Source organism: Streptomyces sp. NPDC029041 (assembly GCF_040637515.1).
Classification (GTDB): Bacteria; Actinomycetota; Actinomycetes; order Streptomycetales; family Streptomycetaceae; genus Streptomyces.
Genome location: NZ_JBEZWO010000022.1, coordinates 16,733 through 41,255 on the forward strand (window position 1 = coordinate 16,733; position 24,523 = coordinate 41,255).

Here is a 24,523-nt window from a genome sequence, read left to right on the forward strand (position 1 = left end):
CTCAGCTCGTTACGCCGTGTCTGCCTTCCCCGGCTCGCCGCCGGGCTCCGCGCCGACGCATGCACTGCACACGACTGAAGCGGGCCGGGTGACTCGCGCGGGGTCGGATTCACCAATCCGAATCCCGCGAGTCACCCCCACTGCCGGAGCGTTCGAGAGCCGGGCAGGCCACTCCTCGGAGCCCTGAAGGCAAGACCTCGTAAGCCACCCGGCCCTCCGGGGCCATCCATCAACTCACGGAGAGTCCCATGTCCGACTCCGAGGCTGAGGCCGCAGCGCTGACGGCACGTTTCGTCGGCCTGCGGTTGTGGGCCTGCCACAGCAGCCCCGCACCAGGCTCCGATCCCGGCGACACCGGCCCGTACATGGTCGAGCACCTGCGCCACATCATCGGCTGGGAGCGCCGCGGCCTGCTGTTCGCCGGGGGCCCCTATCTCGATGACGACGGCCGGCCGGGCGACAGCGCCCTCTACCTCCTGCGAGCCGACTCCGAGGCGGCGGCCCACGCGCTGGCCGCCGAGGAACCGCTCCACAGACATGGACTACGCGTGTTCACCGTCCGTCCGTGGCAGCTCAATCAGGGTCGGTTCGCGGTGCACATCGACATCTCGCAGCAGACCGGCGGACTGGACGGGCCGCCCGCACCGCTGGACCTCGTAAGGAGCACCCCATGACCGAGAACCTGCTGACCCATCTGCGCCATGTCGACCTGGCCGTCCCGGATTACGACCGCCAGCTGGCGTTCTTCTCCGGCGACTGGGGCCTCACGCCGGTCGAGAAGGACTCCGGTATGTCGTTCCTGGCCGCCGAGGGCAGCCCGGAGCAGTACGTCATCCGGCTTCGCCGCGCCTCGGAAAAACGGCTCGACCTGGTGTCCTTCGGAGCCGCCTCCCCGGTGGCCGTCGACCAGTTGGCCCAGCGGCTCGCCTCCATGGGCGTCAAGCTGGTGTCAGAACCCGGCAAGCTGCAGACCCCGGGCGACGGCTACGGCTTCCGCTTCTTCGACTGCGACGGACGCACCGTCGAGGTCTCGGCCGACGTCGCCGCGCGCCGCCACCGCCGCATCGAGGAGCGCGAGTCGATCCCGGTCAGGCTCTCCCACGTCGTGCTCAACTCCGAGGAACCGGGCCGCACCCGGCTCTGGTACGAGAAGCACCTCGGATTCCGGCTCAGCGACAGCCTGTGTGTGCCCGGCGGCCCCGACATCATGCACTTCATGCGGATCAACCCGCAGCACCACAGTCTTGGGTTCGCCCGTGGACCTCACGTCTCACTCCATCACGTGTCCTTCGAGCTGCGCGGACTGGACGAGTTCATGCGCGGCACCGGTCGGCTGCTCCAGGCCGGACACCAGATGCTGTGGGGCCCCGGCCGGCACGTCGCCGGGGACAACGCCTACTCCTACTGGCGCGATCCGCACGGCAACGTCGTCGAGTACACGACCGAACTGGAGATCGTCGACGAGGACACCTGGCACCCCACCGTCTACGACTCCACCAACGGCGAGTCCGACGACCAATGGGGCACCGCGAACCCCATGGAGGAGCTGATGCAGGGCCAGGCCGTCAACGACCCCGACCGCGGACTGTTCGTGGCACCCCCGGTCTGACCGACTCCCACACCCTCACTCCGGCCACGCAGAACGACTTCGTCGTACGCCCGGACATGCCGCCCTCCGGCCCGACCCCCGCGGCCGTACTGCCGTATGCCATACCGCGTTCCGCGCGACTCCCGCCGACGTCCACACTGCGCTGGGCGAAGGGGAAAACATGACGCGCGCGGCACCCTCCTCCGCTACGACGTCGACACCTGAGCCAGAGCAACCGCGTGCCCCACGGCCCGGATCAGACAGTGGCGCAGGGCTCCGCCGGACACATCAAAGGGGACGGAGAGAGGCCCGCTCATGGGCTCCGGTGAACACCGCCCGCTTCGCCTCTCTCCACAGCCATGCCGACGACAGGAGAAACACCGCATGACCGCCACTCCTCCCGCAGTGTCGGACCAGCAACGTGAGGTCGAAGACCAACTGGTCCGCAAGGTACTGGCGTCCTTCGACGGGACACCTGATGCCCGGTTGAAGGAAGTGATGCAGACGCTGGTGCGGCATCTGCACGACTTCATCCGTGAGGTCCGACTGACCGAGGCGGAGTGGCAGTACGCCATCGACTTCCTCACCGCGGCCGGTCACATCACCACCGACCGTCGCCAGGAGTTCGTGCTGCTGTCCGACGTCCTGGGCACCTCCATGCAGACCATCAACGTCAACCAGCAGGCCACCGGGGACGCGACCGAGGCCACCGTGCTCGGCCCGTTTTTCGTCGACGGCTCTCCGGAGATACCACTGGGCGGCGACATGGCGTTCGGCGCCCCCGGGGAACCGTGCTGGGTCGAGGGAACTGTCTTCGACACCGACGGCGATCCGGTACCCGGAGCGCGCCTGGAGGTGTGGGAGGCCGACGAGGACGGCCTGTACGACGTGCAATACGAGGACGACCGCCTCACAGGTCGCGCCCATCTGTACACCGACGACCGGGGCCGCTACTCCTTCTGGGGCCTGACCCCGACGCCGTACCCCATCCCCCACGACGGACCGGTGGGACACCTTCTCGGGAAAACCGGGCGCTCGCCCATGCGCGCCTCCCACCTGCACTTCAAGGCCACCTCGCCCGGCCTGCGCACGCTCGTCACCCACATCTTCGTCGAGGGCGACGACCTGCTGGAGTCCGACGCGGTGTTCGGCGTCAAGCACTCGCTCGTCAAGCGCTTCGAACGGCAGGCAACCGACACGCCGGTGCCGGGCGGACGAGACCTGGCCGGGCGGAGCTGGTCACGCGTCCGGTTCGACATCGTGCTGCCGAAGGACCCGGCGGCGGAAAAGGGGGGCTCCCGTGCGATTCGAGCATGAGACGCTGGCCCAACGCGTCCGCTTCGCAACCGGTCAAGCACCGGCCACGATCTGTGCCGAGGTACAACGGCTGGGTGGTTCGCGAGTCATGGTGATCGCGTCGGCCGACGAGGCCGACCTCGCCAACGAGGTGACCGCGGACGTGCCCGTCGTACTCCACCACCGCGAAGTGGTCATGCACGTCCCGGTCGCCTGCGCCGAACGGGCACGCGCCGCCGCGGTCGAGCACGAGGTCGACGTCCTGGTCAGCGTGGGCGGGGGGTCCACGACCGGCCTCGCGAAGGCGGTCGCGCTGACCAGCGGGATCCCGATCGTCGCCGTACCCACCACGTACGCGGGTTCGGAGGCGACCAGCGTCTGGGGCCTGACCGAAGCTGCCCGCAAGACGACCGGGGTGGACGCACGGGTCCTGCCCCGCTCGATCGTGTACGACGCCACGCTGACGCTGTCCTTGCCGCTTGCGCTGACTGTCGCCTCGGGCCTGAACGCCCTGGCCCACTGCGTCGACGCCATGTGGGGGCCACGAACCGACCCCATCGACCAGGCCCTCGCGGTGGAAGGCGTGCGCGCGTTGGCAGCCGGCCTGCCGGCGGTCGCCGCCGACCCGACCGGGCTGCGGGGGCGTGAACAAATGCTGTACGCCACCTACCTGGCCGCGGTGGCCTTCTCCTCAGCGGGCTCGGGCCTGCACCACAAAATCTGCCACGTCCTGGGCGGCGCCTTCAACCTCCCTCACGCCCAGACTCACGCGGTCGTACTGCCCTACGTACTGGCCTTCAACGCATCCGCCGCTCCCGATACCGAGCGACGGATCGCCGAAGCGTTCGGCGCCACGACGGCTCTCGACGGCCTGCAAGCGCTGCGGCGCACGGTGGACGCACCGCGAGCCCTCCGCGACTTCGGGTTCGACGAGGCGGACATCGACCACGCCGTGACCGCGATCCAGGAGGTGGTACCGGCAAGCAACCCGCGCAAGGTCACCGACGACGGCCTGCGGCAGTTGCTGCGCGCAGCATGGCACGGCGCGGACCCGTCGCAACTGACCCGTCGTGACAACTGAACGCTCACCCAGAAGACGGTGAGTTCCCGGGGACGCGGGGCGCGGGCTTTCCTCGTGTCACGTCCCTGCTCCTGGCGTGCACCGGATGCACGTCGCCGCATGAGCGGACGGGAGCACGACCGCCGGGCCGGCCCCCACAACGCGTTTCGGCGACGAATCAATGCACCGATTACATGGAGATCTCGATGAACACGGATCAGACCAAGATCAGGCAGCTGGTGGAGAACTGGGCGCTGTGGCGGGACGCAGGCGACTGGGATCGGTTCGCCACCGTCTGGCATCCGGACGGCTGGATGAGCGCCACCTGGCTCCAGGGTCCCGCCGCCGAGTTCATAGCCGCGAGCAAGCACGGCTTCGACAACGGAGTCAGCATCCTGCATTTCCTGGGCGGCCACACCTCCGACGTGGCGGGGGAACGGGCCGTCGCCCAAACCAAGATGACCATCAGCCAGCGAGCCGAGGTCGACGGCGTCACGGTCGACGTGGTGTGCACCGGCAGGTTCTACGACTTCCTGTCGCGGGACGGCAACGGCGAGTGGACGATCGTGCGCAGGCAGCCCATCTATGAGAAGGACCGCCTCGACGTCGTCGACCCCGCCGCCACTGTCAAACTCGACCCGGAACTGCTCTCCCGCTTCCCAGTCGGCTACCGCCATCTCGGCTATCTCCAGACGAAGGCCGGCTTCACGGTCAAGCCCGGTCTGCCCGGCCTGGTGGGGGATTCTGTCGAGCGGCTCTACGCCGAGGGCGCCGCCTGGCTCAGGGGTTCCGAGCAACCCGGTACGCCTGCGTAACGGGGAACGTGCAGGGAATACCTGCCCTAGCTGCCTGCTCCGGGCGGCCGAGGCAATTGAACTGGCCAAGGCGTTCGAGGTGCCCGTCGTCGGTGAAGGCGGCGTTGGCCAGTGCGCCGCGCTGGATCCGAGTCCACCGCGCGGGAAGGCAGTTGAATGACGAGGGCTGGAGGTGCGCGGCCGTGCAGTCGCGCACCTCCAGCCCTCGCACGCCCAGGAAGGCTCACACGAGGAACCGTCGAGGGGGCGTAGAGGAGTCACCGGTGGTCGCATGCACTCTGTCATCGAGAGAACCGGCCTGCGTCGCTCCCGGTCGGCCTCGGTGACGACCACCATGACCTCGTCACCGGCCTTGACGACATGCTCCCCAGCTCCCGACGGGGCGGAACACCCGCGAACCTGCAAGGCATCTGGAACCACGAGATACGGCCGCCGCACCACGACCGAATAGGCCGGGACGGTCTGGGTGGTCGCGCTGCCCTTCGTGGCCGACGTGATCGAGGTGGCGTTCTTCAGGTACGCGTAGACGGTCGGGGTGGCTGACGACGGGGTGAAACCGCTGTGGGAGAGGGTGACGTTCGTGGCGTTGTCGGGGTCGTTGAGGGGCGTGGTGTTCGACGAGCCGGGCCGCAGGAGGCTCCAATCTCATGGCTGATTCTCGCGCGGTCCGGTGTTCTGGAAACCGTCTGGGCCGCATCCCTCGGCAAGTCCGAGGGCTTGCCCAGATTCGGGCCGTCCCTCGTTTTCGACGTGGCCTTGATCGCGAGCGTGGACGGGCTCACAGGAGAGGAAACGGTCAGTGCGTGGAAGGTGATGTGTTCCTGACCCTGGTCATCGCAAGCGTGATCGGGCTCAAGGCATCGCCGTGATCGTGGCGCTGCTTGCCGTCGATCTGGTACTGGGCACGGTGCGCCCACTGGCGGGGTGGACGTACGGCGCGCAGTACTTTGCGGGCTACGTCGTGGAGAAGAGCCTGTCCGTCGACAATTTTTTCGTGCACCGCCGGCTGGCCAAGTGAAATGACGCCCAAAGCGGCAGCATCCGCCTCAGCCGCAGCCAGGCTCTGCGCTCGACGACCTACGGTCAGCGCCCGGCTCAGGGCAAACTCATCGCCCACGAGACAGGACGTGGGCGGCGCATGGCCCCGCCCACGGGTTCCCAGCTGTCTCTCCGGCCGGGCTCTCACCTCGTCCCGGCCTCGAGTGGTCCAGAAGCTCCTCACGGTGTGGACTTCCCGACGCAGAGGGAGTCATGGACCGTCACTCGCCGCGGAGAGTTGGTGAGGCGCCCTGACTTTAGAAGAAGTGCTTGCGTCCACCGACCGCGCGACCGGTCGCACCCAGGATCCACAGGATGGCGCCAACCAGGATGAGGATGCTACCGATCGTCGTCAGCAGACCCATGCCGACAAGCAGGCCGATGATCAGCAGAATCAGGCCAAGAATGATCATTTTAAACCCCATCGTCAATTCCGGCTCAGGCGCGTGTGCGGATGAGCTTCGCAAGGGCCTGAGTTCGTCCCTCGGTGGGAAGATCCCGACCAGCTCCGAATTTCAGGACCTCGGTGCGATAGCCCTTGTGCCCGGCGACACGATGTTCACGCCTTCCTTCGAAACTTTGTTCAGTACGCCATCTCCTCGACCGTCCTCTGCTCCGGGAGCCCCTCCACCCCGGACGGTTCGGTTCGGTGGCTCGCTTCGAGCCTTCCTCTGCTCGTGACAACGCCAGCCCATATGCGCAGGAAATCGTCTTCATCGGCACCCAGATGGACGCGGAGCCGCTGCGGGCCGACCAGAACGGCTGCCTCATGCAGGAAGGCGTAGCTCTGCCCGCTTCCGTCCCCTTCCCTGCCTGGGACACCTGCGGCTCCGGCGAGAGCTGCGCGCATGAGCACGGCCCCCTCACCACGGTGATGGGGCACTGAAACTCCGGGTCGGTCCGTGGTCGCAGCCACGGCGGAGCTTCAATGGTCCCTGACACGAGACTTTTCTGGCGCCAGCCCCGCTCTGCCTCCCCGCGGGATTTCGTCGTCTCACGGCTGCAATGTCGACAGCGGATGCGATCGCAAATCCGTCGTCCCACAAGCAGCGTAGGAACCTGACTGAGTGAGGAGCCGAACCGCATCGTGTGCGCCGCCGCGTTCGGCCTCACGGATCCGCGCAGAGATCCCGTCCGGACGGACCTCGGTGGGGTCTCGCCGTATCAGGCTGTGGCTGTTCGGCCAGGTGGAAGACCTCCCGGGCCGCATGGCGTTTGAGGCAACGAACGTTTGCACCGGGTCTTGCCCTCCCTGATCCGGCGCTCGTGGCAGTCCTGAGTGCGCGGGTCGACCCGCAGACGGGTGAACCCGACGCGATGGGGCGCGGCGTTGGCCTGCCGGTCGCCGCCGCGGTCGAGGCGACGGAACTGCCGGCGCCCAGAGGAGCACTCGACAGGGCTGACACCGCACAGCGCAGCGAAGGACGCCTCCCTGTCGAGCCGTTCCGGGTTGTCCCCGACCGTGATCAGCAACGTGACCGCCGCATCCGGCTCGATCCCCACCAAGTCGAGCAGTTGCGGGGCATGGCATTCCACGAGCCGGGCAAGACGAGCCTCGCCTGCGGGCCGACGCCGATCTCGCCATCCGCACCGGCGTCGACCCCGGCCAACCGCATCTGGGCCATTCCCTCAGGCAAGTCCGCCGGCTACCCCCGCCGGCGACGCGCGCACAGGCATGCGCACGTCGCGGGCCACTGCACCGGACACGCGAGTGGATGACGCGAGCGCCGGTGAAGGGGTCAGATCGCGGGACTCATCGACTCAGCCGCCGCTCTTGCGCCTGAACGACCGCCGGCTCGCAGCCGGGCCGTGCGTCGAACGTACCTTCGCCGCACCGGACTTGGCGGCAATATCAGTGGCGTCCGCCTGCGCACCGCGCTTGCGTGCCAAGGCTTCACGGAACTTTCGCTTGAGGTCGTAGTTGCCATCGCTGTCCGGCGCCAAAGGGGGCGTCTCCGGGGCAGCCGGCTCCGAACCTTCCGTGGGTACGGGCTCTGCGGTCATGGTGACCTCCTGGGTTCGGGGATGGGCAAGCACAGCTTGTCATGCCGAGCGAAGTGCGAGGCCCTGACAACGTCATCCTGTTCCGTTTCGGCGGGTATCTCCACTAGCAGCCAGAGGCGTTGACTTCGCAGGTGAGGCGCACAGACGGCTTCGGGCCGGACCGAGGGTTGTCGATCCCGTGACCAGGCTGGTCGTCGTGCCGTGCCCGGGACGGGCGGGGACATCTCGGCGGTAAACCTGTACCTGGGTACCGGTTACGAATCGCTCCGGGTTCGCTCAGCAGCAGTCGCAGCCGGGCCGGCAGCCGCAGGCATCGGCCTCGGCGCTGGGCTTCGGCGCCACCGCGGCTGCGGACGGTGCGCAGCAGCCCTTTCCCTGCCAGGCGTCGCGGCCTTCCTTGACGGCGATGGCGGCGATCACGAGGGCGGCGATCGGGTCGGCCCAGGTCCAGCCGAGGGTGGCGTTGAGGATCAGGCCGACCAGGAGCACGGCGGACAGGTACGTGCACAAGAGGGTCTGCTTGGAGTCGGCGACCGCGGATGCTGAGCCGAGTTCGCGGCCGGCCTTGCGCTGGGCAGCGGACAGGAAGGGCATGACCGCCAGCGACAGGGCGGCGAGCACGATGCCGGGGATGGACCGTTCGGCTTCGCCGGTGCCCGTCAGGGTGCGGACGGCGTCGACGGTGACGTAGGCGGCGAGGGCGAAGAACGAGATCGCGATGATCCGCAGGGTGCGCTGCTCGCGCGCTTCCCGTACGGCGTGGTCGGCTGCGGAGAACTGCCAGGCGACCGCGGCGGCGGAGGAAACCTCGACGACGGAGTCCAGGCCGAATCCGATCAGAGCGGTGGAGGAGGCGAGGGTGCCGGCGGTGATGGCGACGACCGCCTCGATGACGTTGTAGGAAATCGTGGCCGCCACCAGCAGCCGTATGCGTCTGGCGAGGACGTCGCGGCGGGCGGGTGAGGGCCCGACGGATATCGTCACGGCCATCAGCAGCACCCCTGGTCGTCGGCGTCGACGCACGTGCGGTCGCCCTCCACGGCCACCACGGCGGTGCGCAGGTCATCCAAGGCGTGACCGAGGCGTTCGTCTGCGAGTTCGTAGCGGGTGCGGCGGCCGTCGGGCACGGTGACGACCAGTCCGCAGTCCCGCAGACAAGCCAGGTGGTTCGACAGGCGGGTACGGGAGATACCGAGCGCGTCGGCGAGGTCTGCCGGATAGGCGGGGGCCTGGCGCAGGAAGAGCAGGATCCGGCAGCGGATCGGGTCGGCGAGCGCGCGGCCGAAGCGGGCCAGCACGTCGACGTCGGAGGCAACGGTCAGCACACCCACAAGAGTACACGGATTCCTGAATTCAGGATCCCGTGGACTATGGTCGGGTGGCTTTCGGCCCACGCTTCACTTCAGCGGCACGAGCGGATGATGCCTGTCACGGACGACGGGCATGACCTGGGTGATGCCCGGCGGGAGCACTTAGAGGACACCTACACGGCCCGCCCCGGCGCGTACGGGACCGAGCCGTCTGCGTCGGCGGTCCATGCCGCCGCGATCTTCCGTGCCGTCGCCGCCCGGGACGCGCTGCGCTCGCCCCCGAGGGCTTCACCGTCCAGGCCACCGATTTTCTCCGTGACGAGCCTGGAGCAGCTGCGTGATCTGCTCGGCGGCTGGGGGTGGCGGAACGGGTGACCGCCGTCGTGCACGACGTGCGGTACGCCGCGTGCTGCGGCCCGGCGGCGCCTTCGCCTGCACCGTCCGGCACACCGGCGACGCCCTCCCCCATCGGCGCGGGCACCGGCCGCGGGGACGACATCTTCGAACACGGCGGCTTCACCGTGCACTTCTTCGACCGCGCCCTGGTCGACGCCCTCGCCGACGGCTGGACGCTCGAGGAGGACGACCTGCCGCGCGCGTCCGGCAGTCGGCGCCGGGTCAGCTCTGGCAGCCGCACCCGGAGGCGCTCTTGGCCTCGGGGACGGTCAGGGCGGGGTCGGCGGACGTCTCGGCCGAAGTGCAGCAGGCGTTCACGCCACAGCAGGCGTCAGCCGACTCCGCTTCCTCGGAATGGGTGTCAACGGTCACCGGCTTGACGGCGCGGACGATGGCGGAGTGCATGCCGTCGGCGACGGCGTGCGTCGGGGTGATCTCAACATCGGCGAACCCCGCGGCCTGCAGGTCCTCCCGGTACTCGGCGAAGGACAGCGCGCCCGCGATGCAGCCGACATAGTCGCCGCGCTCGCCCCGCTGGGCGGGCGTGAGGGTGTCGTCGGCGACGACGTCGGAGATGCCGATCCGGCCGCCGGGCTTCAGCACCCGGAACGTCTCGGCGAACACGGCGGGCTTGTCCGTGGACAGGTTGATCACGCAGTTGGAGATCACGACGTCAATGGTGTTCCCGGGCAGCGGGATGGCCTCGATGGCGCCCTTGAGGAACTCGACGTTCGTCGCGCCCGCCTTCTCCGCGTTGGCGAGGGCCAGGGCGAGCATCTCGTCGGTCATGTCGAGCCCGTACACCTTCCCCGTCGGACCAACGCGGCGGGCGGACAACAGGACGTCGATGCCTCCCCCGGAACCAAGGTCCAGAACATGCTCGCCCGAGCGCAGTTCGGCAACGGCGGTGGGGTTGCCGCAGCCGAGGGAGGCGGCGACGGCCTCGGCCGGCAGGGCGTCCCGCTCGTCGGCGGCGTACAGGGTGGAGCCGAAGTTTTCGTCGACCTCGACCGGCTCGGGTCCGCAACAGGCGGCGTTGCCCTCGGTGACCTTCACGGCCGCCGCCGCGTACCGGCGACGGACGGTTTCCCGCAGGTCGGTGGTGGTCTGCTCGCTCATCACTCACTCCCAGGCGACGGGCCGTAGCACGGCCCCGGAACGGCTTGTATTGACGTTCATTGATGCAACCTTGCGCCTTGGATCGAGAAACGTCAACATAGAGGAATGTCGAAACAAGAGCTTGAGGTGATCGGCCAGGACGCCGACTGCTGCCCGGGCCTGTCCGCTGCGCCGCTGGACGAGGACCAGGCCGCTGACCTTGCGAAGGTATTCAAGGCCCTGGGCGACCCGGTCCGGCTGCGCCTGATGTCGATGATCGCCTCACGCGGTCAGGGCGGCGAGGTCTGCGTGTGCGAGCTGACCCCGGCCTTCGACCTGTCCCAGCCCACGATCTCCCACCACCTCAAGCTCCTGCGCCAAGCCGGCCTCATCGACTGCGAGCGCCGCGGGACCTGGGTCTACTACTGGGTGCTGCCCGGCGTCCTGGACAAGCTCGCCGCATTCCTGACCACCGCGCAGCCCGCCGGAGCCGGTGCATGAGCACCTCTCTCGCCCGCCAGGCCGCCGCCGAAGCGATCGGCACCGGACTGCTGGTGGCCGTGGTGGTCGGCTCCGGCATCCAGGCCACCGAGTTGTCCCGTGACGTCGGCGTGCAACTGCTCGCCAACTCCCTCGCCACCGCCTTCGGCCTGGGCGTCCTCATCGTGCTGCTCGGGGCGGTCTCCGGCGCGCACTTCAACCCGGCCGTCACACTCGCCGCCTGGTTCACCGGCCGCCGTGATCCGGATGGCCTGACCCTCGGGGATGTCGCGGCGTACGTGCCCGCCCAGATCGCGGGCGCGATCGGCGGGGCGGTCCTGGCCGATGCGATGTTCGCCAAGCCGCTGGTCGCGTTCTCCGCCCACGACCGGTCCGCCGGTCACCTGCTGCTGGGCGAGGTCGTCGCGACGGCCGGGCTGATCCTGCTGATCTTCGGCCTCAGCCGGATCGGCCGCGCCGCACTCGCCCCCGCGGCGGTGGCCTCCTACATCGGGGCCGCGTACTGGTTCACCTCCTCCACATCCTTCGCGAACCCGGCGGTGACCATCGGCCGGACGTTCACCGACACCTTCGCCGGCATCGCCCCTGCCTCCGTCGCCCCGTTCGTCGCGGCCCAGTTGCTCGGAGCCGTGCTCGGGCTGGGTGCCGTCGCTGTGGTCTACGGCCGCCCTGCTCCCGTCCCCGGTGAGGCCGCCGTCCCGCACGGCGAGCCGGAAGCCGCCGTCTCCTGACCGGTCCGTTCTCCCAAGAAAGCCCCTGTTCATGAGCTCCTCCGCCACGCCACGCCCGTCGGTGCTGTTCGTCTGCGTCCACAACGCCGGCCGCTCCCAGATGGCCGCCGCCTTCCTCGCTCACCTCGCGGGCGACCGCGTCGAGGTCCGCTCCGCCGGCTCGGCTCCCGCGGACACCGTCAACCCGGCCGTGGTCGAAGCGATGAGCGAGGTCGGCATCGACATCTCCGCCGAGACCCCGAAAATCCTCACAGTGGAGGCCGTCCAGGCATCCGACGTGGTCATCACCATGGGGTGCGGCGACACCTGCCCCGTCTTCCCTGGCAAGCGGTACCTCGACTGGCAACTCCACGACCCGGCCGGGCAGGGTGTCGAGGCCGTACGTCCCATCCGCGACGCGATCGAGTCCCGCGTCCGGATGCTGATCTCGGAAGTGACGCCCAGCTGACGGCCCGGTCACTCGCGCTGGTTCACAGTCCGCTGCGGTGCACGGGTCCTAGCGCACACCCAGGGCGGCGCGGGGACCCAAACAGACAGCGGATCAGAACCACCGCGTCGAACCAGCCGCGGTCGCGAACTCGAAGCCCCCTGCACACATCTGAACGCACGCACTCCCTGCCGGCCTTCACCAGGTCGCCGAGCACAGCCCCGACAGGCGTAACCGCCCCGACTATGGCGGTGCACGAACGGTGCGACCGTTTTCGACCCGATGTCACTTTGATTGTTGCAGCGGAAGACAAAGAACCCGAATCATGGGCACACCCCGCAGTCGGCTCATGGCCTGCCTGCTCCTCGCCCCCCTCCTCACCGGCTGCTTCGCCGCTTGAGCCGACAACTCACCGACCTCCGGCTCCGAGGAAGGAGCCCGGCTGCGGGTGGCGCTGGCCTTCGGACCCACCGAGCACTACTCCCCTGGCTGCCGGAGACCCAGGAGTGGACCGCGTCTTCGTGCGGCAGCCCGTCCATCCAACGCACGAGCACCGGCAACGGGCCGTCGTTGAGGCCACAGCCAAGTGCTGACCTCCGTCACACAGGCCCTCGTCTCCCTGATGCTGATGGCCGGGGCCCTCACGTCGCCCTGTGCACGGCCGCCGCGGTGTGCGCGCGCACCCTGTGGCTGGGCCCCCGGCGCCGGCTCGGTACGAGGCGTCCGGGCGGCACCGGAGCGGCGGTGCCGGCCGCGCTGCCGGAGTGCCTCGTCGCCTCCGTACTCGCCTCGGTCATCGGCGTACAGCTCGGATGGCCGCCCGCCCTGGGCTGGGACGGCCCCGGGTGGATGGTCCTGCCCTCCTTCGCACTCGGTCTGCCCACCGGGGCGGTCCTCGGGCGGCTCCTGGACGACCTGTTGCCCGGCGCGTCGACCGAGCCGTGGGCGCCGGCAGCTGCCGCCCGCGGCCTCCCACCCCGGTCCGTGGCCCGGCCCCGCACGCCTCCGGCCTCTTTCGTCACCGGCGGGAACGCGCAGGGCGCCGTTGTGCCGATGCAGGGGGGCGCGCATTCCTTGCGACCTGCCTCATCACTCACCGACACAGTCCCCGTGATCAGCCGCCGAGCAGGGTCCCCGTGGCCAGTGCTGCGGTCACGGGGTGGGACGGTGCGGTGAACAGTCGTGCGGTGGGGCCCGACTCGACGACATGTCCCCCGGACATCACGAGCAGGGTGTCGGTGCGGTCGGCGACGAGGCGCAGGTCGTGGCTGACCAGGACGAGGGACAGGCCGCGCCGGTCACGCAGATCGGCCAGTAGGTCCATGACTGCGACGGTGGTGCCGGCGTCGAGGGCTGAGGTGACCTCGTCGCAGATCAGGACGTCGGGGTCGGCCGCCAACGCGCGGGCTATGGCGACGCGTTGGCGCTGGCCGCCGGAGAGTTGATGGGGGTGGCGGTCGGCGAAGGCGGCGGGCAGGCCGACTTGGTCGAGGAGTTCCAGGACGCGGTCGGGGACCTCGGCTCGCCCAGCCCGGCGGTGCAACAGCAGCGGGCGGCGCAGGGTGGCGCCGATGGTGCGGCTGGGGTTGAGGGTGCCCAGGGGGTCCTGCGGTATGAGTTGGAGGCGGCGGCGTTGGTCGCGGGAGCGGCGCTGGGCGGCGGGGGCGAGTCGGGTGCCGCCGAGGCTTACGGTGCCGGCGGTGGCGCGGTGCAGGCCGACGAGGGTGCGCAGCAGGGTCGTCTTGCCGGAGCCGGAGGCTCCGACGATGCCGAGGCTGGTTCCGGCGGCGAGGGTGAGGTCGATGCCGTGCAGCACGGGGACGCGGCGGCCGCGGTGGAGGTGGGCGGCGTGCAGGCCGGACGCGGTGAGCGTGGCAGGGCCGTCGTCGGGTGTGGCTGCGGGCTCGCGTGAGGCGGGTGCGGGGCGCGCGGGTTGCTGGAGACGTGGGCCGGTCAGGTCTACGACATCGTCGGCGAGGCGGGTGACCAGGTCGGGGTCGTGGCAGGACAGGCCGATGGCTATGCGGTGGCTTTCCGCGAGGTGGCGCAGGAGGTCGGCGATCTCGTCGCGCAGTGCGGGGTCGAGTCCGGCGGTGGGTTCGTCGAGGAGAAGGACGGCGGGGCGGCGGGCCAGGGCGCGGGCGAGCGCCACCCGGCGTTGCTGACCGCCCGACAGGGCGCCGATGCGGCGGTCGGGCAGGCCGTCGTCGGTGGGCAGCCGTACCTCGGCGAGCTGTGCCCGGATCGCCTCGGGGCTTTTGTCCACGGCGACTTCGGCGAGCAGGCGGCGCACCTTCATGCGCGGGTTGAGGGCGGAGCCGGGGTCCTGGCCGACGTAGGCGAGGCGGTGGCGGCGCAGCGTGCGCAGGGCCGGTGCCGTGAGGGCGAGGGGGTCTTGGCCGAGGACGGTGATGCTGCCCGTGGTGCGCTCGGTGCCCGGGGGCAGGCTGCCTGTCGCGGCGCGCAGCAGTGTGGTCTTGCCGCAGCCGGAGGGGCCGACGACGGCGGTGATGCGGCCGGGGGCCAGTTCGAGGTCGGCCCGGTCGAGCAGGAGGCGGCCGTTCGGGGCGGTGACTGTCAGGTCGCGGACACGGACCGCGCTCTCCCCGTCGGTCGCCTGGCTGTCGGAGTACCAGTCGGGCATGTGGTTCACAGTGCGGGTACCGCCTTCCGGCCGGTTGCGGGGACGAGGGCGGCGGCCGCCAGGTTGACGCTCAGGGCGAGCAGGCCGATGGCGACGCTGGGGGCGAGAACGGCCCAGGGGTTGAGGACGATGCCGGCGGAGTTCTCCCGGATCATCAACGCCCAGTCGGCGGCGGGCGGTTGTGGGCCGACCTGGAGGAAGCCTGCGGTGGCGACGAGGTAGACGGCGGCGACGAAGCGCAGCCCGAACAGAGCCAGCAGGGTGGCCCGCAGGTTGGGCAGCACTTCCCGGAGCACGAGGTACCCCAGCCGCTCGCCGCCGACGGCCGCCGCCTCCACGTACCCGGATGCCGCCACGGGCGCGGCGGCCCCGGCGACCAGGCGCACCGCGTAGGGGACGCCGAGGACGACGGACGCGGTGACGACGGCGAGCCGTCCGCCGTCCGGCCAGGACAGGGTGACCAGCAGGATGCCGAGCACGGCGGGCAGCAGCATCAGCACGTCGGCGGTGCGCTCGACGACCCGTCCGAGGGCCGGGCGCAGGGCGCTGACCGCGCCGAGCACGGCGGCCACCGCGGTGACCAGGACGGCCACGAGGAGGGAGGTGACGACGAGTTCGCGTCCTCCGGCGAGTACGCGGCTGAGGACGTCGCGGCCCAACTGGTCGCCGCCGAGCGGGGCGTCGCCGCCGGATTCCGCGTAGGGCGCGGTGACCGGGGCGTCGACGGCGTGCGGGGCGAGCCAGGGTCCGGCCAGGGCGAGGGCGGTGAGCAGCAGGGCCGGGAGCACCCGGAGGACGACCCGGAGCCGGGCACGGCGCACAGGCCGGGTCGTCTTCGCGGCGGCGGTGGTCGCGGTCATGTGCGGCCTCCCGAGGCCCAGGCGCGTACGAGGTCGGCGAGCAGCAGCACACCGGTGATGACGGCTCCGGTGAGGGCGACGACCCCGGCGATGACGGGGCTGTCCCGGTCGGCGACCGCTCCGGCGAGGACGGAACCGATGCCGGGGTAGTTGAAGATGGTCTCCACCACGACCGCGCCGCCCAGCAGCATGCCGGTGGAGGTGGCGATGCCGGCCGCGATGGTGGGCAGTGCGCCGGGCAGCAGGTGGTGGGTGAGGATCCGGTGGCGGGGCAGGCCGTCGAGTACGGCGGTGTCGATGTGCGGCGCCTTGGCCTCGTCGGCGAGCGCAGCCCGCACGATCCGCACGTTCCAGCCGATCTGCGGGATGGCCAGGGCGAGGACGGGCAGGACGAGCATCCGCCAGGAGGCGGGTGAGCCGTCGGCGTCGGTGAGGGTGACGGCGGGCAGCCAGTCGGTCCACAGCGCGAAGACGAGGACGAGGGCGACCGCGACGACGAACTCGGGCAGCGCGAGGATGCCGGTGGCGCTCGCGGACACCGCCCGGTCGACCGTCCCGCCGGGCCGGGCAGCCGCCCAGCAGCCGAACGCGACCGAGGCGAGGAGGGTCACCAGCAGCGCGAGCCCGCCGAGCAGCAGGGTATTGGGGAACGGATGGGCGAGCAGGTCCGCGACCACCTCGCCGCGTGCGGATGTTCCCAGGTCGCCGGTGGGCAAGCCGGTCATCCAGTCCCGGAACCGTTCCGCCACCGGCCGGTCCAGGCCCAGCAGATGACGCCGCGCGGCCAGATCGGCCGCGCTCTCTCCGCGTTCGGAGGTGGCGTCGGCGGCGTCGCCTGGAAGCAGTTCGACGGCGGCGAAGACGGCGGCGAGCAGCACGGCCAGCAGCAGGATACGGCGCGCGAGCACACCGGCCACGTACAGGGCCGTACGCATGACAGCCGGAACCGGCCGCAGCCCGGAGGCCGCGGCCGGTTCGTGCCGGGTCAGCGAGTCAGCCATGCCTGCTCGAGCTGGACTCGCCCGTAGCCGGGCAGGGTGGGCAGGTTGCGCACGGCCGAGCCCGCGAGGTCGATGCCGTCGGCCATGCCCCACAGCAGGTAGCCGGACTCGTCGTACTCGATCTGCTGGAGCTCGTGCAGCACCTTGGCGCGGGCCGCCGCGTCCTTGGTCGCCATCGCCTTCTCGTAGGCGGCGTCGAACTCCTTGTTCTTCCAACCGGCCTCGTTCTGGCCGGAGTCGGACACCATGGTCTTGCTGGCGAAGAACACCACGGAGTCGTTGGTGCCCCAGTAGGTGGTGTACAGGTCGCCCTTGAGCCAGGTCTTGTCCCAGAACGTGGCCGACTCCTGCTTGACGACCTCGACCTTGACCCCGGCCTCGCGGACCTGGGAGGCGAACAGCGTGGCGGACTCGGCGAGGCCGGCGATGTCCTCGGTGGTGAGCAGCTTGTACGTCTTCGACGTGTCGAAGCCGGCCTCCTTCAGCAGCTGCTTGGCCTTGGCCAGGTCGCGCTTGCGCTGCGGAATGTCCTTGGCGAGGGCGGGGTCGCCGGTGCCGAGGATGTCGTTGGCGACGGTGCCGTAGCCGGACAGCACCTGCTTGACCATCGCCTCACGGTCGACGGCCAGCCGCAGCGCCTCCCGGACCTTCGTGTCCGCGAACGGTCCGTCGGCGGTGCGCATGACGATCGGCATCGCCATGTCGTCGGGGCGGCGCACGATCTGGACGTCGTCGCGCTTCTCGGCCGTACGGGCCGCGACCGCGCCGACGTTGGAGGCGACGTCGATCTGCCCGGCCAGCAGCGCGTTGGCCATCGCCTGCGGGCTTTCGAAGATCTTGACCTCGATGGCGTCGAGGTAGACGTCGCCGCCGTACCAGTCGTCGTTGCGCACGAGTCGGGCGTTGCCGGAGCGGAACCAGTCCAGCTTGAACGGGCCGGTGCCGGGCGCCTTGCCGAGGTCCTTGTCCCCGGTGTCCTTCTTCAGCACGAAGGTGGTCAGTCGGGTCAGCAGAGGCAGTTCGGCGTTGGCGTAGTCGGACACCAGGACGACTGTGTTCTCGCCCTCGGCCTTGATGTTCTCCGGCTTGATGCCCGGCAGCCGGGAGGCACCCGAGGGGGTGTTGCGCAGCCGCTTCAGCGACCAGACGACGTCTTCTGCGGTGACCGGCGTGCCGTCGTGGAACTTCGCACCCTTGGCGAGAGTGAAGCGCCAGGTCTTCAGGTCGTCCGACGCCTGCCAGTTCGCGGCGAGGCGGGGAGCGGTGTTCGGCTTGGTCCCGGGGACGGTGAGGGTGTCGTAGACCAGCGAGATGATCAGGTAGTCGCTCTCGTTGGCCTGGGTGCCGTGCGGGTCACGGGTGATGGCCGACGCACGGCCCAGCGCGCCCACCCGGAGGGTGCCCCCGCGCCGGGGCTTCTCGCTCGCCTTCGCGGGTGACTTGGACGAGGTTTCGTCACTGCTCCCGCAGGCGGCGAGGAGCGCGGCCGCGCCTATCCCGCCACCGGCCCACAGCACCTGGCGTCTGTTCAGGTTCACGTCGTACGACCTCGTTCCGCTCACATGGGGCACATTGCTTAGGTGTGCCTACCCTAAGAAGATCGTGTGCGCAAGGCTTGCCGTGGACTTTCCCGATCTCTGTCGGGGCGTCAGATCGGCGCACGGGAGCACGCAATGGCGTACGTGAGGCGGGCGGTCACCGTAGGAGCACAGCCGTCCAGTAAGGCTTGCCTTACCTAACTGTGGCTGATACGTTTCGCAGCGATCGCCGAGCCGGCCCACAGCGAACTCACAGGTCGGCGCTCTGAGCTTCACCGCACCGCACCCCGCACCTGCGCCCGAAAGGGATGTCTGCGCCATGCTCACGGGAGCCGCACCCGTACGGCAGCTCGCCCCACACGACGTCGACGAGCTGACCGAGACCGCCCACAAGATCCTCGCCGACTTCGGCAGTTCGGCCGCACGGCCGGAACTGCTCCGCCGGGTCGCGACGTCCGCCACCCGCCTTGGGGAAACGATTCGTCAGGCGTGTCGCCCGGTCGACACCGACGACGGCCTGTACGTCCTGCGAGGCCTGCCCGTCGACGACGACGGAATCGGCCCCACGCCCAGCGGTTGGGCGACCGCCGGTGACCGTGCCGCCGCCTGGGACGTGATCCTGTTGCTGCTCGCTACGGCCATGGGCCACCCGATCGCCTGGGAAGGGCAGCAGGAGGGCCGCTTCGTGCACAACATCGTGCCCGCGCCCGGCCACGAGCAGGAGCAGACCGGCGCGAGTAGCACCGTGCTGCTCAGCCCGCACACCGAGGACGCCTTCCACCCCGGCCGCGCCCACCTGCTGCTGCTCGCCTGCATGCGCAACCACGACGCCGTCGCCACCACCGCCGCCAGCATCCGCAGGGTCCGCCTCGCCCCCGACGATGCCGCGCTGCTGTCGCGCCCGGTACTGCCGATCCTCCCCGACGACGCCTACGACGAGGCCCAGGGCTTCGCGGGCGAGCCGCCGAAGGTCCCCGTCCTGTGGCAGACCGAGGCCGGCCCGACCCTGCGCTACGACCCCGCCTACACCCCGCTCGACGACGCACCCGCCGACTACCGCGCCGCCTACGACCGGCTGAGCGCCGAACTGGAACGCGTCTCGGTCGCCGTCGCCCTGGAGCCCGGCGACGTCCTCGTCGTCGACAACGACCTCGTCGTGCACGGCCGGGTGCCGTTCAAGGCCCGCTACGACGGCACCGACCGCTGGCTCAAGCGCGCCTCGGTGCGCGTCCCCGGCCGCCGCAGCCGCCCCCTCGCCGAGGCGGACGAGCACGGCTACGGGCAGGCCGCGATCGTGGCCCTCGTCTGACCTCCCGTCAACCTCCCCTGCTCCGAACTTTCTGGTCCGAATCCCCTGGCATGAAGGGAACAGCCGTGACCGGCACCTCCGCACGCACGGACGCCACCCCGGCCGACATATCCGCGGACAACAAGGCTTTGCGCATCCTGAGCACCAGCGACCTCGCGGGCATCGACATCTCGCTGGCCGACGTGGTCGACGTGGTCGAGCAGGCGTACCGCACCCTCGCCGACGGCAAGTCCGCCAACCCGCGCAAGCTCACCGTCAAGCCCGAGGACGGCCACTCCGTCTCGTACGCCATGCTCGGCCGCGACGGTGTCCGCGAGGTCGTCGCGATCAAGACGTCCTACAAGCACGGCCTGGACCGCTCGCGCGATGAGCAGCACTACTACACGACTCTGACGATCTACGACGACGTCACCGGACTGCCGGTCGCGATGATGGACTGCGGCCGCATCGGCTCGCTGCGCACCCCGGCCGTCTCGGCGCTACTGGCCCGCGAGTGCGCGCCGCCCGGCAGCCGCAGCGCCCTCGTCATCGGCACCGGGACGCAGGGCCGCCTCGCCCTGCCGTTCCTGCTCACCACCCTGCCGGGCCTGGACCGGCTCATGGTCTACGGCACTCACCCCGACGGCCTGACCGCGGTCCGCGAGCGGCTCCAGCACTACTTCCCCGAGCGGGAGTTGGAGGTCGTGGACGACGTACGGGCCGCCGCGGCCGACGCCGACATCGTGGTCGCCACTGCGGGCCAGCACACCCCGGCGGCCGTCGAGTCCGATGACCTGAAGCCGGGCGCCCTGTCGATCCTGGTGGGCCATGGCATCGCGCCCTCGACGCTGCAGCGGGCGGAGCGGGTCATCGCCACCAGCGAGGCGCAGATGAAGGTCACCGGCACCGACATGGCCGACGCCGACGGCAACTTCCCCACCGTGGATGCCGAGTTCCCCGAGGTCATCGCAGGCCGGGCCAAGGGCCGGCGCTCGGCCGACGAGCGGATCTTCGCCTACAACAGCGGCCTGGTCGTCACCGACATCGCGCTCGGGCACCGCTTCGCGCAGCTCGCCATCGAACAGGACCTGGGAACACGGGTGCGGCTGTGGCAGTGACAACCCACACCACGGGTGCTCCGCCGCTGCCCGCCCACCCGGATCCGCAGCTCGACGCGATCCTCGGCAGCGGACTGCCGCACGAGCTGTCGTACGCGCTCGACGGCCCGTTCCACCTGCTGATGCCCGACCGCTTCGACGCCAACGCAGCTGCCTTCAAGCAAGCGTTGACCGAAGCCGGTGTCGAAGGCCGGGTGTACTACGCGAAGAAGGCCAACAAGGCCTCCGCCTGGATGGACCGCTGCGCACTGTCCGGCACGGGCGTGGACGTCGCCAGCGCCGGCGAGCTGCGTGACGCGCTCGGGCACGGTGTGCGCGGCGAGAACGTCGTGATCACCGGGCCCGCCAAAGCCGAGGGCCTCCTGCGGGTCGCCGTCCTGCAGGGCTGCCTGATCGCCGTCGACGCGCTCGACGAACTGGAACGCGTCATCGCGCAGGCACAGGCCACCACACGCCCGGCGCGTGTGCTGCTGCGGCGTCTGCCACCGGCCCAGCCGCACAGCCGCTTCGGGCTGGACGACCAGGAGCTGACCTCCGCCCTCGCCCGGTGCGCCGAGGCCGGCGAGAGGATCGTGATGGAGGGCTTCTCCTTCCATCTGTCCGGCTACGACACACGTGCACGCGCCGATCTGGCGGGCGAGCTGGTCGACCTCTGCCTCAAGGCACGGGTCCTCGGGCTACACGCGGACCGGATCAGCATCGGCGGCGGCTTCGCCGTCGACTACACCGCCGCAGAGCACTGGGAACACTTCCTCAGTGAGCAGCGGCCCGATGACTACCACGCGGGCAAATCCTTCGCGGTGTCCGACTTCTACCCGTACCACTCGCCGGTGGCGGGCCCCGACGCCTTGCGCGCGATCCTCACCACCAACGATCTGGCCGGGCGACTGCGCGAGGCTGGCGTGATGCTGCTCCTCGAACCCGGCCGGGCGCTCCTCGACCGGGCCGGCTGCACCGTGTTCCGCGTGCAGGGCGTCAAGGACCGGCCCGGGTACGGCATCGTCACCGTGGACGGAAGCAGCCTCAGCCTGTCCGAGCAGTGGTTCAACAGCGAGTACCTGCCGGATCCGGTACTGCTACCCGCCCACGAGCCGCAAGGTGAGCCGTACGCCGCCTGCGTCGGCGGGGCCACCTGCCTGGAGTCCGACATGGTCACCTGGCGCAAGGTGCGGTTCCCCGCTCGCCCCGCCGTCGGCGACCTGATCGTCTACCCCAACACTGCCGGCTATCAGATGGACTCCAACGAGTCCCCCTTCCACGAGCTGCCGCTCCCCCCGAAGGTCGTCCTCGACACCGCCGGCGGCACGACCCGCTGGCGGTTCGACCGCCATCCACTCGCCTGACTCTCTCCCTGAAACCTGGAGCCATCCGATGGACAAGGCGCTCTCGCGTCCCGCCGTGGTCAGCCGCGTTTCCGACCTCATAGGCCACACCCCGCTCTTCGAAGTGTGCCGCACCGACACCGGCAGCCGACTGCTGCTCAAACTCGAGCAGTTCAACCCGACCGGCACCGCGAAGATCCGCATGGCCCGGCAGATGGTCCTCGACGCCGAGGACCGCGGACTGCTGCGCCCCGGCGGCCGGATCGTCGAGTCCACCTCCGGCAACACCGGCCTCGGCCTCGCCGTCATCGCCGCCGAGCGCGGCTACACCTTCACCGCCGTCGTCGACCATCACGCCGCCGCCGACAAACTGCGCGGCATGAAGGCACTCGGCGCCGAACTCATCTACGTCGCCGACGAGGGCGACGAGGAACTGGCCACGGCCGCCCGCGAGGAGTTCGCAGCGAAGCTCGCGGCCGACAGCGACAACGCCTACTTCACCGAACAGCACAACAACTCCGCCAACGGCGACGGCTACCGGCCGGTGGCCCATGAGCTCGACGCCGCACTGGACGGCCGTATCGACATCCTGATAGGCGCCGTGGGAACCGGCGGCGGACTCTTCGGAACCGGAGGCGAGCTGCGCAAGACCGTCCCCGGGGTGCGGATCGTCGGGGTCGAACCCAAGGGGTCGATCGCCTTCGGGCCGCCCGCCCACGACTACTACCAGTCCGGCACCGGCACCCCCGAGGGCGCCACCATCGGCGCCATGGTCAACTACGACCTGCTCGACGAGGGCGCCAAGGTCGGCGACATCGAAGCGTTCGCCACCGCACGCGTGCTGGCCCGCCGGATCGGCCTCCTCATCGGCGGCTCCGCGGGCGGGGTGGTGTACGAGGCACTGACCCGCATGTCCTCCCTCGCGTCGGGCACGACTATGGTCGCGCTGGTCAACGACGGAGGCGAGAAGTACATGGACACCGTCTTCAACGACGACTGGATGAACGCCCGCAACCTCATCGACCCGGCCGTCGAGCGCGAAGTCGACGAGCTGCTGACCGAACTCCGCGAGAACTGACACCGATGCCGACACCGCTCACCACCCTGCTCCGGGACAGCCGCGCCCTGGCGACCCTGGCCGTACCGCTCGCCCTGACCCAGCTCGCCCAGGTCGCCCTCACCACCACCGACACGGTGATGATGGGCCTGATGGGCGCCGAGGCGCTGGCCGGTGGCGGCCTGGCGATGGTCATCTTCAACCAGCTGCGCACCATGGGCGTCGGCCTGGTCACCGCCGTCGGCAACCAGGTGTCCGCCGCCTCCGCCCGCGCCGACGAGGATGAAGAGCTCACCGAGGCTGCCCAGGAGGAGGTCCGGGACGTGGTCCGCGCCGCACTGGCGCTGGCCACCCTGGCCGGCATCGTCGGCGCCCTCGTCATCCTGCTCATCGGCCGGGCCGTGACATACCTCGGCCAGGACCCCGAGGTCGTGGACACCGCCTGGCCGGTGCTGCTCGCCCTCGCCCCCGGCCTGATCCCCTGCCTGTGGTTCCAGGCGATCCGCCAGTTCACCGTCGGCATGCGCCGCCCCCAGGCCCTGCTCCAGATCACCATCGCCTCCGTCGCCGTCAACGCGGCCCTCAACTGGGTGCTCATTCATGGCACTTGGGTGTTCCCCGAGTGGGGCCTGCCCGGCATCGGCATCTCCACCTCGGTGGTCTACCTGCTGACCTGCTTCGCCCTGTATGCCTCCGCCCGCCGCGACCCCCGGCTCGCCCCGCTGCTGGACATCCGGATCTGGAAGGCCCGCCCCGCCACCCTGCGCCGCCTGACCGGCCTGGGCGTGCCCATCGCCGCCACCTACGGCTCCGAAGCGGGCTTCTTCTCCGTCGTCGCCCTGCTGATCGGCACCTTCGGCAGCGCCGCGCTGGCCGCACACACCGCCGTCAACCAGCTGATCTACATCGTCTTCCAGATCGCGGTCGGCCTGTCCCACGCCGCGTCCCTCAACGTCAGCCGCGAACTCGCCCTGAACCGGATCGACGCGGCCCGACGCATCAAGAACACGGCGCTGGCGTGCGCGGCGGCCGTGATGGCCGTGGTCGGCGTCGTCTACCTCACCGTCCCCGGCCTGGTGCTGCGCCCCTTCCTCGACCCGTCGTCCGCCGACGGGCACAGCGCGACCGACATCGCCACCAACCTGCTGCTCATCGCAGCCGTACTGCAGTTCTTCGACTGCGCCCAGAACATCGGCGTCGGCCTGCTGCGCGGCCTGGACGACACCAAGAGCGGCTTCCGCATCACCCTGGTCGGCTACTGGCTGATCGGCCTGCCCGCCGCCTGGCTCTTCGGCCGCCTCGCCGGCCTGGAGACCGAAGGCGTCTGGCTCGGCCTGCTCACCGGCCTCGCCGCCACGGCCCTGCTCCTGCTGCGCCGCTACCACAAGGCCCTGTCCCTGCGGGCGGCCGAACAGCCGGCCGTCACCTGAA

Annotated in this window: 25 protein-coding genes and 1 pseudogene; 16 read left to right on the forward strand and 10 right to left on the reverse strand. The window is 70.2% G+C overall.

What is annotated here, in order from left to right; translation table 11 throughout:
* The first annotated feature begins 248 nt into the window (after window positions 1-248).
* From AB0F04_RS35675 to AB0F04_RS35700, 6 genes are all read left to right on the forward strand, one after another.
* On the forward strand, window positions 249-674 hold the full coding sequence (locus tag AB0F04_RS35675) for a YciI family protein (RefSeq protein WP_362049873.1): 426 nt from the start codon (window positions 249-251) through the stop codon (window positions 672-674).
* Window positions 671-1,609 (forward strand): VOC family protein, encoded by a 939-nt coding sequence (locus tag AB0F04_RS35680; protein ID WP_362049876.1) that lies wholly within the window; start codon window positions 671-673, stop codon window positions 1,607-1,609. Before AB0F04_RS35675 ends, AB0F04_RS35680 begins: the two co-directional genes overlap by 4 nt.
* Window positions 1,610-1,972: 363 nt before the next feature.
* Entirely contained in the window at window positions 1,973-2,905 is a 933-nt protein-coding gene (locus tag AB0F04_RS35685; RefSeq protein WP_362049879.1) for a dioxygenase, read from the forward strand.
* On the forward strand, window positions 2,889-3,965 hold the full coding sequence (locus AB0F04_RS35690) for a maleylacetate reductase (protein ID WP_362049882.1): 1,077 nt from the start codon (window positions 2,889-2,891) through the stop codon (window positions 3,963-3,965). The genes AB0F04_RS35685 and AB0F04_RS35690 overlap by 17 nt, the downstream gene beginning before the upstream one ends.
* A 185-nt stretch (window positions 3,966-4,150) precedes the next feature.
* Complete coding sequence (locus AB0F04_RS35695) at window positions 4,151-4,759, forward strand: nuclear transport factor 2 family protein (protein WP_362049885.1); 609 nt, start codon at window positions 4,151-4,153, stop codon at window positions 4,757-4,759.
* A gap of 865 nt (window positions 4,760-5,624) precedes the next feature.
* Entirely contained in the window at window positions 5,625-5,777 is a 153-nt protein-coding gene (locus AB0F04_RS35700; protein ID WP_362049888.1) for a hypothetical protein, read from the forward strand.
* A gap of 277 nt (window positions 5,778-6,054) precedes the next feature.
* Here the strand turns inward: AB0F04_RS35700 and AB0F04_RS35705 are convergent, their stop codons facing one another.
* Window positions 6,055-6,210, reverse strand: a complete 156-nt coding sequence (locus AB0F04_RS35705; RefSeq protein WP_358587022.1) for a hypothetical protein — start codon at window positions 6,208-6,210, stop codon at window positions 6,055-6,057.
* A 236-nt stretch (window positions 6,211-6,446) separates the two neighbouring features.
* Here AB0F04_RS35705 and AB0F04_RS35710 point away from each other — a divergent pair, with 236 nt between their 5' ends.
* Window positions 6,447-6,683 carry a hypothetical protein gene (locus AB0F04_RS35710; protein ID WP_362049891.1) on the forward strand — a complete coding sequence of 79 codons (237 nt, stop codon included), beginning with the start codon at window positions 6,447-6,449 and terminating at the stop codon, window positions 6,681-6,683.
* A 278-nt stretch (window positions 6,684-6,961) separates the two neighbouring features.
* Here the strand turns inward: AB0F04_RS35710 and AB0F04_RS35715 are convergent, their stop codons facing one another.
* The 5 genes from AB0F04_RS35715 to arsM all read right to left on the reverse strand — a co-directional run bounded on the left by AB0F04_RS35715 (window position 6,962) and on the right by arsM (window position 10,626).
* On the reverse strand, window positions 6,962-7,333 hold the full coding sequence (locus AB0F04_RS35715; protein ID WP_362049894.1) for a transposase: 372 nt from the start codon (window positions 7,331-7,333) through the stop codon (window positions 6,962-6,964).
* Window positions 7,334-7,558: 225 nt separating this feature from the next.
* Window positions 7,559-7,801 carry a DUF5302 domain-containing protein gene (locus tag AB0F04_RS35720; protein WP_362049897.1) on the reverse strand — a complete coding sequence of 81 codons (243 nt, stop codon included), beginning with the start codon at window positions 7,799-7,801 and terminating at the stop codon, window positions 7,559-7,561.
* Window positions 7,802-8,077: 276 nt separating this feature from the next.
* Window positions 8,078-8,791 (reverse strand): cation transporter, encoded by a 714-nt coding sequence (locus tag AB0F04_RS35725; protein WP_362049900.1) that lies wholly within the window; start codon window positions 8,789-8,791, stop codon window positions 8,078-8,080.
* Window positions 8,791-9,126, reverse strand: coding sequence for a metalloregulator ArsR/SmtB family transcription factor (locus AB0F04_RS35730; RefSeq protein ID WP_362049903.1), 336 nt, complete (start codon window positions 9,124-9,126; stop codon window positions 8,791-8,793). The genes AB0F04_RS35725 and AB0F04_RS35730 overlap by 1 nt, the downstream gene beginning before the upstream one ends.
* Window positions 9,127-9,729: 603 nt before the next feature.
* On the reverse strand, window positions 9,730-10,626 hold the full coding sequence (gene arsM / locus AB0F04_RS35735; RefSeq protein WP_362049906.1) for an arsenite methyltransferase: 897 nt from the start codon (window positions 10,624-10,626) through the stop codon (window positions 9,730-9,732).
* Window positions 10,627-10,731: 105 nt separating this feature from the next.
* Between arsM and AB0F04_RS35740 the strand changes: the two genes are divergently transcribed.
* The 4 genes and pseudogenes from AB0F04_RS35740 to AB0F04_RS35755 all read left to right on the forward strand — a co-directional run.
* Window positions 10,732-11,106: a metalloregulator ArsR/SmtB family transcription factor gene (locus AB0F04_RS35740; protein WP_362049909.1), complete on the forward strand. Its 375-nt coding sequence runs from the start codon at window positions 10,732-10,734 to the stop codon at window positions 11,104-11,106.
* Window positions 11,103-11,837 (forward strand): MIP/aquaporin family protein, encoded by a 735-nt coding sequence (locus tag AB0F04_RS35745; protein WP_362049912.1) that lies wholly within the window; start codon window positions 11,103-11,105, stop codon window positions 11,835-11,837. Before AB0F04_RS35740 ends, AB0F04_RS35745 begins: the two co-directional genes overlap by 4 nt.
* A 31-nt stretch (window positions 11,838-11,868) precedes the next feature.
* A complete protein-coding gene (locus tag AB0F04_RS35750; RefSeq protein ID WP_362049915.1) occupies window positions 11,869-12,285 on the forward strand; it encodes an arsenate reductase ArsC in 417 nt (138 codons plus the stop codon).
* Between the two features lie 601 nt (window positions 12,286-12,886).
* Window positions 12,887-13,257: pseudogene (locus tag AB0F04_RS35755) on the forward strand (ABC transporter permease); the annotation flags it as partial.
* A 121-nt stretch (window positions 13,258-13,378) separates the two neighbouring features.
* Here the strand turns inward: AB0F04_RS35755 and AB0F04_RS35760 are convergent.
* The 4 genes from AB0F04_RS35760 to AB0F04_RS35775 are packed head-to-tail and all read right to left on the reverse strand — an operon-like array spanning window position 13,379 to window position 18,307.
* The gene (locus tag AB0F04_RS35760; protein ID WP_362049918.1) at window positions 13,379-14,908 is read right to left on the reverse strand and encodes an ATP-binding cassette domain-containing protein; all 1,530 of its coding nucleotides are present in this window, start codon (window positions 14,906-14,908) and stop codon (window positions 13,379-13,381) included.
* 5 nt (window positions 14,909-14,913) lie between these two features.
* Entirely contained in the window at window positions 14,914-15,768 is an 855-nt protein-coding gene (locus AB0F04_RS35765) for an ABC transporter permease subunit (protein WP_362049921.1), read from the reverse strand.
* A complete protein-coding gene (locus AB0F04_RS35770; protein ID WP_362049924.1) occupies window positions 15,765-16,769 on the reverse strand; it encodes an ABC transporter permease in 1,005 nt (334 codons plus the stop codon). Before AB0F04_RS35770 ends, AB0F04_RS35765 begins: the two co-directional genes overlap by 4 nt.
* Window positions 16,754-18,307 (reverse strand): ABC transporter substrate-binding protein, encoded by a 1,554-nt coding sequence (locus AB0F04_RS35775; RefSeq protein WP_362050105.1) that lies wholly within the window; start codon window positions 18,305-18,307, stop codon window positions 16,754-16,756. Before AB0F04_RS35775 ends, AB0F04_RS35770 begins: the two co-directional genes overlap by 16 nt.
* 319 nt (window positions 18,308-18,626) lie before the next feature.
* On the opposite strand from AB0F04_RS35775, the gene AB0F04_RS35780 reads away from it, so the two are divergent.
* The 5 genes from AB0F04_RS35780 (at window position 18,627) to AB0F04_RS35800 (ending at window position 24,522) form a co-directional block, all read left to right on the forward strand.
* Window positions 18,627-19,616, forward strand: a complete 990-nt coding sequence (locus AB0F04_RS35780; RefSeq protein WP_362049927.1) for a TauD/TfdA family dioxygenase — start codon at window positions 18,627-18,629, stop codon at window positions 19,614-19,616.
* 65 nt (window positions 19,617-19,681) lie between these two features.
* Entirely contained in the window at window positions 19,682-20,713 is a 1,032-nt protein-coding gene (locus AB0F04_RS35785) for an ornithine cyclodeaminase family protein (protein ID WP_362049930.1), read from the forward strand.
* Window positions 20,704-22,056 (forward strand): Y4yA family PLP-dependent enzyme, encoded by a 1,353-nt coding sequence (locus tag AB0F04_RS35790; protein WP_362049933.1) that lies wholly within the window; start codon window positions 20,704-20,706, stop codon window positions 22,054-22,056. The genes AB0F04_RS35785 and AB0F04_RS35790 overlap by 10 nt, the downstream gene beginning before the upstream one ends.
* A gap of 28 nt (window positions 22,057-22,084) precedes the next feature.
* Window positions 22,085-23,113 (forward strand): cysteine synthase family protein, encoded by a 1,029-nt coding sequence (locus AB0F04_RS35795; RefSeq protein WP_362049936.1) that lies wholly within the window; start codon window positions 22,085-22,087, stop codon window positions 23,111-23,113.
* A 5-nt stretch (window positions 23,114-23,118) separates the two neighbouring features.
* Window positions 23,119-24,522, forward strand: a complete 1,404-nt coding sequence (locus AB0F04_RS35800) for an MATE family efflux transporter (RefSeq protein WP_362049939.1) — start codon at window positions 23,119-23,121, stop codon at window positions 24,520-24,522.
* Window position 24,523: the final 1 nt, after the last annotated feature.

Coding starts and splice junctions, on each gene's coding strand:
- AB0F04_RS35680 (WP_362049876.1), top strand. CDS start 671: ATGACCGAGAACCTGCTGACCCATCTGCGCCATGTCGACCTGGCCGTC.
- AB0F04_RS35770 (WP_362049924.1), bottom strand. CDS start 16,769: ATGGCTGACTCGCTGACCCGGCACGAACCGGCCGCGGCCTCCGGGCTG.
- AB0F04_RS35695 (WP_362049885.1), top strand. CDS start 4,151: ATGAACACGGATCAGACCAAGATCAGGCAGCTGGTGGAGAACTGGGCG.
- AB0F04_RS35780 (WP_362049927.1), top strand. CDS start 18,627: ATGCTCACGGGAGCCGCACCCGTACGGCAGCTCGCCCCACACGACGTC.
- AB0F04_RS35765 (WP_362049921.1), bottom strand. CDS start 15,768: ATGACCGCGACCACCGCCGCCGCGAAGACGACCCGGCCTGTGCGCCGT.
- arsM (WP_362049906.1), bottom strand. CDS start 10,626: ATGAGCGAGCAGACCACCACCGACCTGCGGGAAACCGTCCGTCGCCGG.
- AB0F04_RS35725 (WP_362049900.1), bottom strand. CDS start 8,791: ATGGCCGTGACGATATCCGTCGGGCCCTCACCCGCCCGCCGCGACGTC.
- AB0F04_RS35675 (WP_362049873.1), top strand. CDS start 249: ATGTCCGACTCCGAGGCTGAGGCCGCAGCGCTGACGGCACGTTTCGTC.
- AB0F04_RS35800 (WP_362049939.1), top strand. CDS start 23,119: ATGCCGACACCGCTCACCACCCTGCTCCGGGACAGCCGCGCCCTGGCG.
- AB0F04_RS35745 (WP_362049912.1), top strand. CDS start 11,103: ATGAGCACCTCTCTCGCCCGCCAGGCCGCCGCCGAAGCGATCGGCACC.
- AB0F04_RS35705 (WP_358587022.1), bottom strand. CDS start 6,210: ATGATCATTCTTGGCCTGATTCTGCTGATCATCGGCCTGCTTGTCGGC.
- AB0F04_RS35685 (WP_362049879.1), top strand. CDS start 1,973: ATGACCGCCACTCCTCCCGCAGTGTCGGACCAGCAACGTGAGGTCGAA.
- AB0F04_RS35795 (WP_362049936.1), top strand. CDS start 22,085: ATGGACAAGGCGCTCTCGCGTCCCGCCGTGGTCAGCCGCGTTTCCGAC.
- AB0F04_RS35750 (WP_362049915.1), top strand. CDS start 11,869: ATGAGCTCCTCCGCCACGCCACGCCCGTCGGTGCTGTTCGTCTGCGTC.
- AB0F04_RS35720 (WP_362049897.1), bottom strand. CDS start 7,801: ATGACCGCAGAGCCCGTACCCACGGAAGGTTCGGAGCCGGCTGCCCCG.
- AB0F04_RS35760 (WP_362049918.1), bottom strand. CDS start 14,908: ATGCCCGACTGGTACTCCGACAGCCAGGCGACCGACGGGGAGAGCGCG.
- AB0F04_RS35740 (WP_362049909.1), top strand. CDS start 10,732: ATGTCGAAACAAGAGCTTGAGGTGATCGGCCAGGACGCCGACTGCTGC.